At 43.1% G+C, this 11,990-nt stretch carries 6 protein-coding genes; all 6 read left to right on the plus strand.

Features of this window, described 5'->3' with window-relative positions; genetic code table 11:
* Positions 1-8: 8 nt before the first annotated feature.
* Complete coding sequence (locus tag AS141_RS17535; RefSeq protein WP_057938983.1) at positions 9-1,529, plus strand: contractile injection system tape measure protein; 1,521 nt, start codon at positions 9-11, stop codon at positions 1,527-1,529.
* 14 nt (positions 1,530-1,543) lie between these two features.
* Positions 1,544-2,725: an eCIS core domain-containing protein gene (locus tag AS141_RS17540; RefSeq protein ID WP_057938984.1), complete on the plus strand. Its 1,182-nt coding sequence runs from the start codon at positions 1,544-1,546 to the stop codon at positions 2,723-2,725.
* A 6-nt stretch (positions 2,726-2,731) separates the two neighbouring features.
* Positions 2,732-4,039, plus strand: a complete 1,308-nt coding sequence (locus tag AS141_RS17545) for an ATP-binding protein (RefSeq protein ID WP_087149440.1) — start codon at positions 2,732-2,734, stop codon at positions 4,037-4,039.
* Positions 4,040-4,059: 20 nt separating this feature from the next.
* The gene (locus tag AS141_RS17550; protein ID WP_057938985.1) at positions 4,060-5,898 is read left to right on the plus strand and encodes an eCIS core domain-containing protein; all 1,839 of its coding nucleotides are present in this window, start codon (positions 4,060-4,062) and stop codon (positions 5,896-5,898) included.
* Between the two features lie 27 nt (positions 5,899-5,925).
* Positions 5,926-11,316 carry an eCIS core domain-containing protein gene (locus AS141_RS17555; RefSeq protein ID WP_057938986.1) on the plus strand — a complete coding sequence of 1,797 codons (5,391 nt, stop codon included), beginning with the start codon at positions 5,926-5,928 and terminating at the stop codon, positions 11,314-11,316.
* A 221-nt stretch (positions 11,317-11,537) separates the two neighbouring features.
* On the plus strand, positions 11,538-11,990 hold a 453-nt coding region (gene eutB, locus AS141_RS17560; protein WP_198293574.1), incomplete at its 3' end, for an ethanolamine ammonia-lyase subunit EutB.

Consider the following 11,990-nt stretch of genomic DNA (forward strand, 5'->3'; position numbering starts at 1 on the left):
AGGAAAAAATGAGCCCGGCCCAAAAGCATAAAATCCACACCACAGCTCTTCAAGTTGATTTTGAGGGAATGGAGGAAGGTTTGGGCCTTCAGGATAGACTTACTCAGGTATTTTATGAAAAGCTGAAGCCCGCCCTAGAAAAGGAATTTGATGATCTTGTGGATTCAAAAACTACGCTGGAAATCGATTCCCTGGTTTTGGACTGTGGTTTTTTGACCGGTGAGGACTGGGAAGAAAAATTACTTCAAAATCTCCAGGAACAGGTTAGAAAAGAGTTAACAAGAAGCAAGTCTGGAAAACACAACTACACTTCAAAGGAATCCAAAGCCAGTGAGGTATTCTTCTTCTTTCTGGAAAAAGGGTATTTCCCTTGGAACAGCCCATTTGCTTCACCGGAAGAACTGGAAAATACGATCAATCTGAACCAACGTTTTTTTGAAAAATTAGCCAGTTCTTACCGCAAAAACACCTTTTGCAGAAATAGACTTTTCAGCTCTTTCTCCCAAAAATTCATTACTAAAATTTTCGAATGGCTGGGTAAGGAATCAAATCCAAAGATTTCAGCTATTTATAGTTTCTTACAAAGACAGGGAGCGGAGAAAAGCCTAAATGAAATTCTTTTGGTGTTTTTGCCTTTCGGATCAAAAAAGGTCACAGTATCCGATAAAAAGCTGATTGAAACAGTGATTTCCAGCTTAGATAGCGCCGGAATACCTGCCCTTTCACCTTTTTTTGAATTGGAAGTAAAGAAAGACGCTGAATTTCTGGAAGCTTTTGCCAGCGTAATTTCAGGGCCGATAAATGAGGAATTTGCCATGAAAATCAACTTTTTGTTGAAAACTATGGAAAGAAGCTCACCGCAAATAGTAGAAAACCTGAAACGCTCAAAAACTGAAATCGCAATTCTACAGGACAAGAACAATTTTTCCGAAAGCATTAAACAGGATGAATCAGATTCTGAAAACCCAACAGGTGAAATTCCATTAACCCATCACCCCGCAGGTAAGGAAAACACCTTAAATTCTAAAGAGGAAATATACATTGAAAATGCCGGTCTAGTCATTTTACATCCTTATATCAAAGGCTTATTCGAGAATTTAAAATTGACTGAAAATGGGAAGTTTATAGATTCTTCAGCGCAAAATTCAGGGGTAAAAACCCTTCAATTTCTGGTCTACGGCGATACTGATTTGCCGGAGAATTACTTCGTACTGAACAAGCTTCTTTGTGGAATGGGGGTCTATGAAGGTTTGGAATTGAAAGATAAAATCACTGAAGAAAGTAAACAGGAATGCGCAGAGCTCCTTCAACATGTCATTGCGCACTGGGAGATTTTGAAAAACACCAGTGTGGAGGGGCTCAGAGAGACATTTTTACAAAGGAACGGAAAATTAACCCGTGTGGATAAAGGCTGGAAGCTGAAAGTAGAACGAAAAACAGTAGACATCCTCATGGAGAAACTGCCATGGGGAATTGGACTTATCAGACTCCCCTGGATGAGTGAAATGATATATGTGGATTGGAACTAAACCGAAAGTTGGCGATGAACAAACTAAAAGAAAAACTAAGCGCTAATCACCCAACACACCAGAAGGGAACATTTTTTCAGGCAAAGCTAACAGTAAACCGGCCTGGGGACAGGTATGAGCAAGAAGCAGATGCGATGGCAGAAAAAATAGTGAAAGGCGGAAGTTTCTTTGGCTTAAGCGGCCCGATTTCGACAGTTAATCTGCAAAAAAAGTGCACTGAATGTGAGCAGAATGAACAAATCCAGATGAAAGCTTATTCCAATGGTGGCAGTGCCAGAAAAGATGTTGAACATGGGGTTTTATCTGAAAAGACCAATGGGAAAACCCTGAATCCAGAAACCAGAAATTGGATGGAATCCAGATTTGGTATTGACTTTGGAAATGTGAAAATCCACGATGGAAATAATGCCCAGCAATTGAACGATAAATTAAATGCCAGAGCTTTTACACATCGAGACCACATTTTTTTCAATTCAGGCGAGTACGAACCAAACACACTAAAAGGGAAAAAACTTTTAGCACACGAACTGACACATGTGGTGCAGCAAGGAGCAGCGCCCAAGAATGAAATTCAGCGGGATGATAACAAAACCCCTAGCCCAGATGCGGAGGAAGAAAGTGAGTTTGAATTCGATTATAACTTGTTGCCTCCATCCCTTCAATTTTCTTTGGGCCAATGGATGCTGGAAGCAAATACAAGTCGGGTGGCACTTCAGTTTACTCAAGGCTTGATGCAAACTAGATTTGGATACAATTATGGAGGGAATCTGACATTAGGAACAAAAACCCCATCAATGAGTACCGAATTGGGTTTTAATCCACATTCTCCAGCACTCTCATTTGGTTATTCCCAAGATCAGTTCCGGTTTGGAGCCAATGCAGACCTCACAGGTGGAGGCTTCGGATTTAATTTAGGTTACGGATCCAGGCTTTTACCAATGCCATTTGATCTGGCCGGACCTGTGAATCAGGGCTGGGCTGGTGCTCGTGGCATTTTGGGAGACTTAGGTTCCATGCAGGACCCGCTGAGTTTTTATCAATCACATGGCGACAATATCGATGATATCATGGGAGCGGTGAAGGCTCTTCAGCCCCTGGCCGATGAAGAAAATCAAGGTTTTGGGGTGGGATTACGATTCACTTACAATCCTCAGACAGGGGTATTGATCCACGCAGGCGCCCAATGGATGTTTTAAGAAATAATGGGCAAAGAAATTCAAAATATTGTATCCTATCTTCAAGCAATCACCTCTCAAAGGTTGGAGAATTATTTTGGAGAAAAAGTGATCTCTCCTTTTCCGGATTTTGAGTTATCCGGGAGTTCTCCCTTGTCAAACTTTCTTCAGCATTACAAGCTGAGTAGATCAGAAATTACCCTTCTTATCTCTGCGTTAGTCCCCCATATTCTCCCAGGTTTTTTTGACAGAATAATTCAAAAATTTCTCCCCAATGGAGGGGATTTTCCGGAATTCGGAGGAGTCAAAGTTGACCAGCACCGTGGAATGATCCCAACAGGAGAAACTGTCCTATTCCTACTGGCTGGAATGGATATACAGGAGCGTCTGAGTTATTTCTCCCTCTTTGACCAAAGCAATCCGCTCATAAAACACCATATTGTTTCCTTGAACCCAGTCAAAACCGGCGAACCCAGGCTAGGCGGAACACTGATCATGGATTCCGAATATGTTGAGGTGTTCATATCCGGTAAAATCAGTCTTCCGACTCTCAGTATCAATTTCCCCGCAGAGCATCTTCAGACGCAAATGACCTGGGAGGATCTAGTATTACCAGAACAAGTCTGGAATCAGATCAATGAACTTCAGATTTGGCTTAAACACAAGGAATCTCTACTCACTGAATTTGATTTGGGAAGAAAAATCAAACCTGGATACAGAGCATTGTTTTATGGCCCACCGGGAACAGGAAAAACTGTGACGGCTACGCTTTTGGGAAAATATACGGGCAGGGAAGTTTTTAGAATAGACTTATCAATGATCGTGTCCAAATATATAGGGGAGACAGAAAAGAATCTTTCTGCACTTTTTGACAAAGCCGAAAACAAAGACTGGATCCTGTTCTTTGATGAGGCCGATGCCATTTTTGGTAAAAGAACCGGAGTCAGGGATGCCCACGATAAATACGCAAACCAGGAAGTGTCCTATTTATTACAAAGGATTGAAAGCTACAATGGGCTAGTCATATTGGCCTCCAATTTTAAAAACAACATCGATACAGCATTTATCCGAAGGTTTAATTCCATTATTTATTTCCCCACTCCAAAAGCAGAGGAGCGGCTCATGATTTGGAAGAAGACCTTGCCTGAGCAATTCATTTTAGAAGATGAAAGCATCTTAAAAGAGCTCGCCCAACAATACGAATTGACTGGCTCTCATATCCTAAATATTGTACAATACATCTCGTTAGCCTCTCTGGAAAACAAGAGTTACAGTCTATCAAGGGAAATGATTGTCAAAAGCATCAAGAGAGAAATGGAAAAAGAAGGAAAATGACCTTATAAATTTTTAAATCTATGAAACATTCAAAAGAACAACATAAGTCCAGTTCTTTACTTAAGGGGAAAATGAACCTTTCCTTTTTTTCACCTACTCAAGTTCATGCCAAACTTAAGATCAATACGCCTGGCGACCAATATGAGCAAGAAGCGGATGTTATTTCCAGCCAAGTTGCTTCACACCAAGAATTAAATGATTCCATTTATCTAAAAGGGAATTTCTCTGGGAATACAAAACAAAATAGTCCTTTGAAAGGACAGCCTAATGGATCTCCTTCACCAGTCACTGATTCTTGTAGAACCGCCGGGGAGCCTATAGAAAATAGAGTAAGGGAATCGATGGAATCCTCGTTTGATCAAGACTTCAGAAATGTCAGAATTCATAATGACGGTACTGCCAATAAAAGTGCTGATGAAATCAATGCCAAAGCATACACTTTTCAAAATTACATCGTATTTGGGAAAAATCAATACAACCCCCAAACTTTTGAAGGGAAAAAGCTTCTTGCCCATGAGTTAACCCATGTAGTGCAGGGCACAAAACAAATTCAAAGGGATCCGGATGAAGAGGCAGAAAAAGTAGAACAAGAAAAAATCGCAAAACTAAAATCGGCTATCAAAACAGCTTTTTCCCTCAAATCAGTAGAGGATGGTTCTTCTAATTGGACTTCGGAAGAATTGAGGATAACTAAAGAAGGAATCGAAATGATTCCAAAAGCTGATATCCCCGCCCTTAAAGATGTAGTCCTGAAACGTGTTACTAGTTTAGGGGGCAAAATAGCAGGTCAATTTGGGTCAGAACAATCGGTAGACGATACCACTGTTACCAATGAGTACGAGCTTGAAATTGCAGATTTGAATTTCAGCACTGGTTCTACGGAGGCGGAGCAAAAAAGGTTAGTACAGCACGAAGTTGGCCATGCAATCGCAAGCCTACCTAGCAGAAAGGCCAATTTAGCAGCAAACGTGGCTTTAGCAAAATTCAATGAAAAGGTAAACCTACAAAATGACAGCGCCGATCCATTCAATACTGCTAATGATGAATTCAATGACGCAGTGACAGACTACAACAACAAGGTAGACGAGTATAATAATGAATCCGATTCTACGATCAAAAAACAATTAAAATCTGAAATGGATGCGTTAAAAAAAACAGTAGAGCAAAAGAGAAAGGAGAGAACAAAAAAGGAAACTGAATTTAATTCTGCAGAGGACGCTGCAAAAAAAGCAAAAACAGCATGGGAGAAAAAAGACACAGAAGCGAAAAAACACGCTATTGCCCAAGCTGACCTAGATACGATAAAAAAGAGCGCAGATGCTGCCAAGGCGGATCACGATACCGCATTGACCAGTGCCAAAGGTAAACTAACGACGGGGATGACCGATCTGGGCGAAGCCAAACAATATGTTACTTCTGTAGAATCTCTGAGTACCGAAATCGAATCATTTTATACAGAAACCAAGGATCAGGACAAATCTGAAAGTGAGGTAGAAACCTTGATTGAAGCGGTTAACAAACAAATCGAGACAAGAGGTCAAGCATTTGAATCACTTTCCAAAAAAGATGGAAAACATCCCTTACTGACAATTTTACCATCCTTTGAAAAGTATCAGGACACATTTTTTCATACGGCTAAGGCCAATGCTTTAGCACATGAAAGATCCGCACGAGTCCAGAAATTTGTGGCGTTTGTAGAAGCTAATAATATCCAACCAATTTCTGATTATGCCAGGAAAAACTGGCCTCATAAACCCGAAGAGTTCTATGCAGAAGCCTATTCATTTTGGGTGTCAAATAAATTGAATTCCATTTCTGCCGACCTCAAAAAATGGTTTGACGACAAGAAATACAACTAATTCTCTCCCCCAATAAAAATACCATAGATGGAAACGCAGCAGGAAAGAAAAAATAGCAAAACCGCGTCCAATGGACAGCGGCGTAGCCCTTTTTTCTCTCCCATACCTGTCCAAACAAAATTAAAAGTCAACGAACCTGGTGATAAATTTGAACAAGAGGCTGATAGCGTAGCCGAGCAGGTTGTTACCCAACGCTCTGAGTCTTCTACCAATTCTGACCCATCCACCCCCCTTCCATCTAGCCCAAACGTTACCTCCCAGTCCGATAGCGGGATCTCAAACCTTAGTACTATAGGCAAACCCTCTGCTGTAACCGTTGGATCTTTTCAAGCCAAATGCGACACTTGCGAAGCGGAGGAAAAAGGGCCCCAAGAGGAAGAAATCCAAAGGATCCCCGAACCGAAGATTTTCTTTCAGGCTAATGCAGGGGATGATCAGGAAGAATCTACGTTAATGGCCAAGCATGGAGCTTCGTCCCTACCGACCGTTTCGGATGAAACTGCACGCCAGCTATATTCTTCTAAAGGGAGCGGCAATCCATTGCCCAAAAACACAAAGTCAGAAATGGAGCGGAGTTTTGGAGCGGATTTTAGCCATGTCCGGATCCATACTGATTCTGCAGCCCAAAAAATGAGTAAGAACCTTGGAGCGAAGGCATTTACCCATGGCTCAGATATTTATTTCAATTCTGGGTATTTCGAAACCAGTAGCCAAGAGGGTAAAAAACTATTGGCTCATGAATTAACACATACAGTTCAACAAAATGATGGAACTGCAATACAAAGATTTGAAGGTGAAGAAGATGAATCGGTTGGGACTGAAGGGACAGATCAAATCCTTGATTTTTCCGGAGATGGTGCAGAGCCATTTGCTACTGCTTTCCTTCAAAACTTTCGCCTTCTCCGTCCTGAGATTTTCGAAGAAAGTGATATCAGAGTAGTGGTACAATTGGACAGGGAAGGGGTCGTTTTTTTTAATGAAAGCGGAGAACAGTTAAGTGCCCTGATCCCCATAAACTTTTTAGTCAGACCTGGAATATATAAAGTTGTCTGGTCTACTTCGGGGCCAATACTATATCCGCTCAATGAAACAGGTCACGGGACTTTTCAGGGATCTATTGTGACCAACGCAACCGTACCCAGTGATTTTTATGAGTTCTGGAATTTTAATTCTACTTTCTTGATTGTGCCTGACGCCACCGGTAGTGGTGGAGGTTCCAGCATGCCGGAAGAAGAAACACAAAGAGAAGATCCTCAAGAAAGACCGCCTTTACCCGCCTGGGCTGATGAGCTAAATAGAGGTATTCAAAATCACATCAGGCAATTGAGGACATCTCCAGAAACCAGCCCTGATCAGGCAACCAATTTACCAGACCGGGCAGTTATATGGATTAATGGGCACGATGATATTTATTTAAATATATGGGTAGATCAGGCAGTACGTCCCATCAGGTTAAATGAAGAAGATAGCCAAGAGACTGCCATGGACCGTATTGTCGAAACAGTTCGGCAAATCGAATCTGGAAGAGACCCGAGTGAATCCCTCGAGGTAGCCGAAGGAGTAGAGCAAACAGGGTTTGAGCCAGATGACTCCCCAGGTGCAAATGGAAGCCCCGCACAAGTCCAACAGGGAGCCATACTTACTGACGAACAGTTAACATCTCCAGACAGTACTGCGAATGCCATTGCTTATGGAGCTGAACTAATTTCGTACGATCTGGCTAATGATGAAATGCCTTCCTTAGAGGAAATTTCCGGGCCGGATTTTTTGGTTGCAGTATTAGGAGCAAACAACCGAATGTCCATGCAACTGGACTTTTCCATAGCCGGTGCAAGATTGATTGACCAGGTTGGAGCCAGGATGCAATACATCAGGTATTACTGGGAAGTGATCGATGTAACTGGACTAAATCCCATTGAACGGGAAGAGGGAGTGGATGAAACACTTCCGGGTCAAGGCGAAATGATTAACCCCCTTAGCGGTGAGCTAATGCGATTCGGCAGAGATATGGAGGCGATACAAGAAGACACCGTGGCCGATTTAAATGAAATGGCAAATGACCCTTACCTTTTTGTTACATGGCCCCAAAGGGCTGCCTACTTAGAGCTAATAGGATTGAGTAATGGAATTCGTGTAGCAGGAAGTATAATAAGCAGCTATTTAAATCTTCTTACCACCCCCTCAAATGAAATAGATATTGGTTGGGCTGAACCCGGTGAATACATCATCCGTTGTGTAGCCTCTCCGGTTTACGAAGAAGATTCTCAAGTGCGCAGAGCATCGAGTGTTGCCGTCAAGGCAGTGCGTGTAGTCAATATTCATGAAAGAGCAACCCAATTGGTTGACAAGGAATTGACTGACTTGGACAGACTTTATGATCTCTTGGATTCTGCTTCAAGCGAAGAAGAGCGACACCTGCTTTTAACACAACTTTCCGAACTTGAACGAATACAATCGCAAAGTGCAGTTGAGCGGGCCAATGAACAACTGGGACAGCTTGAAATTCAATTAAACGCCTTAAACGAAATAGAAGGAAGAACTGGTACTGAGGGTCTGAGTCCCGCAGCAAGATTGCTAAGAGTTCAGCTGGAATTAAGCGGGGTTACCGCTGCAGAAATGCGCGATCACCTCACAGAACAACGGCGGGTATTAAGCAGAATGCGTTCCTATGGCAGAAGGCAGGAAGCCGACATGATACAATCCTACCGACCAAGAGTTGTGCTGGTATCCGAAGAAAATGGAGCCTCCTACCCTTTGATCATGATATTGGGAGAAAGCACCGATTCCGAAGAGGGTGCATACCATTTCAAGCTTATAGATTTGACAAGTCCGGCGACACAGGATGAATACGAAGGAAGAAGCAGCGGAGAAGGGATGAGCGGTAAAAATGAAGCGCTGAGAAATGCCTTTGTAAATTTCAGAGAGAGGAATGGTTACGGGAGAGGAACTATCGCAATCCGCCTCCCCGAAGAGATGCCAAGGGGTCTGACTGTAGAGACAACAATGCGGAGTGCACCAGGTTCCCGAGACAGGGCATTACGTAGGCTACAGGATTTGGCTACTGCCGCAGAAATTGCGGGATTGGTCATCTCTGGACCGGTTGGAATAGGTATTGGATTAGCAGGTGGTGCAGCCGGGGCAATTATAGCAGGCGAGCATCTATGGCGTCGACATCGGGCAGATCGTTTTGATTGGGATTTTGCCACATTTATGGATATTTCCGCCATTGTGGGGGGAGCAATACCATTCTTGGGTATGACCTCAAGAAGAATGGGCAGCCTAGTATACTATGTAGGAGTCGCACAACTAGGTCAATCCGTTCTGGTCATTCCAATCCAGCTTGAACAACAATTGCGGCAAATTGAAATGGATACGACCTTATCCCCTGGCGAGCGAAGTGCACGAAGGGCTGAAGCATTTTTACAAGCTGTTAGGTCAGGGGTTGTGACTACGATTTCAGCAGCTCAGATGCTTGAGCATGGACCTCCGGTATCGGAAGGAAATGGTGAAAGCGCTACCCCAACTGAATTGCCTGAAGTTGATACGCCAACTGTTCCCAATATTGATTCTCCTACCGTCCATCCGAACCCCCCATCTGTTGACAGAGGATCAGATATACCAGGCATACCAGTTGAAACAGAAGTTACACCCGAATCTTTACTAGGAGGAGAAGTATCACCTGTCAGTTCCTCTTCTCCCGAAAACCCAGTTGTTGGGGATACTGCTGACCCATTGGTAAGAGAATTGGTCCTTCATAGAGATCGGATACAGCAGCAACTGGATACACTACGTAGAAGTTCTCCGGAAGCAACGCTTCTAGGACTGGAAATTGCTGACATTAATGAAGCCTTGGAAGGGCTAAGGATGGCAGACGAAGATGTGGCGAATGCTGCGGATCTGGATAGAAATGCCATAGAATTACTGGAGCATTTAAGGAGTATCGATGACAGTGCACCTGCCGGAGACAGAATCTGGGAAACAGACCCAATGCCAGATGCAACGGTAATGCAAGACGCTGACCCTACTGACAGCTTTGGATCGAACCTGATGTACAATAACTCGATAGCAAATGATCCTCTTAGAGAAGCTGCAATTTATCGAAATAGTGAAACAAACGAATATATCATTGTTCAGGGAGAAGAGCGAATGGTTTCTGTTGGAGATGGTGAAGGCCCACTGTCTGGTGGAAGGCAGCAAGCTTGGAAAGAACTATTGAATGAAGGCCAGGATCGAGGTAGCTGGGAATTGGAAGCCCATTATCATCCTCTGTCCCCAGAAACAGGTGAGGCTTTATATACCAATAGGATTCCGAGTGGCGGGGGTGGAGATATTGGAGTTATAGTGTTAGAGTCGATAACGGCGGGCGGAAATCCTCGATCATCCAGGATTGATTTCAGGCTTCCTGATGGAACTATGGAATATACCATTTACTCATTTATACCTGGTGTGGAAAACCCCATTATTGTGGACATTCCGCAATCATTTGGTAGTCGTCGGCGAAGTAGGCTTGAATTTCCAAGTGTAGAGGCGTATCACGAATGGGCCAGTGATCAACTGGGAGGAGCAGATATGGGTAGCGTCCCAACCTTGATTTCAGAGACTGTTTTGGGATCCCGGGTCACCGAAGTCTCAGATGTTCCAAGATCTGCGGACAGTGAAACCCCATCAATAAGCTCGCCGGGTGAATCAATAACCCCAAGAGCCGCTGGCACCAGGCGGGGTCCGGAGACGGTTGCAGCCAGAGCTGAACGCCTCGCCAGAGAACAAAGTATGATGGAATATGATCAACGTAGACAAGCAAATGGTGGACGTGAAAGTATAACTGATTTTGCCAGACATGGACAAACTTTCAACTCAATATTACAGACCCTTAGAAATGTACATGCAGCACTAACCTCAAGTGGACGGGGAGAACTTCTGCCTCAAATTAGGGAAGAAGTCCTTCAACAGACAATAGACCATTTTATTTTGCAAAACACTCCGCTGATGGAGCATTTGAGAAGTATAATTGACACCCTAAGACAATCCCCTAATGGTGCCAGAAATAGCGAAGGATGGCTAACCATAAGAGATAGCCTGCTTGGAGGAGATGATGCATTACTAAATTACCTTTTAACAGGAAGATACCAGACAAGGCATAGAGGAGGTATAGGTTCACGATTGGTTGGAGCCAGAATACCAGACCTGGTAACATTTGATCTTGAAAATGGAATAGTTCAGGTAATTGATTGGACTACTGATATAGTGGGGGCAAACACTCCACATAATTTAAAAACCCATTTCTACATTGAAGTTATGAGGGCATTGCTAGGAAATACAGGCCCAGAAGTTTCAGGAAGAGATGTACGTATTCAGCTGGATAGTTCGGGAAATGCACTGGATCATTCCCTCACTGTTGAAGGCCCATTGATTGAATAAGCTTATTTCCTACTCGTATCAATTCCGGAAAATCCTTTACGCTATAGTACTCATCTGATTCAGTAGGTATTTTTTGTGGAGAATGCCCAATCCTATAGTCGAAGATTTATACTAGCTTTCAAGACTGGTCCCTTTGGCTATTTCAACCATAGCATTTATGAATTTGATATCCTAAGGAGTTTTCCATTGGAAAATATGAAATAAATCCCCACTTTAATTAGATGGTTTATCAGCATCGCATCGGAAACTTCAATTTTACTTTTTCTGATCTCAAAACCGTCTTGGCAAAGGCTTCCCCAGAAAAATCCGGGGATCAAATGGCAGGATTGGCTGCGCAAAGTGAACAGGAAAGGATTGCGGCCAAACTAGTTTTGGCAGATATTCCTCTGAAACTGTTTCTAAATGAGGAAATCATCCCCTCGGAAATCGATTCGGTATCCCAATTGATTCAGGAATCCTTTGATACCAATGCTTTTCAGACAATTTCTCATCTGACGGTAGGGGAATTCAGAAACTGGCTGCTGGACTACCAAACAGACGGAGAAAAAATAGCTCAAATCAGCTCCGGTCTCACGCCAGAAATGGTGGCTGCAGTCAGCAAAATCATGGCAAACCAAGATCTGATCCTTGTAGCCTCCAAAATCAGAGTCATCACCAAATTCAGAAATACATTA

It is taken from the genome of Algoriphagus resistens (assembly GCF_001442615.1).
Classification (GTDB): Bacteria; Bacteroidota; Bacteroidia; order Cytophagales; family Cyclobacteriaceae; genus Algoriphagus; species Algoriphagus resistens.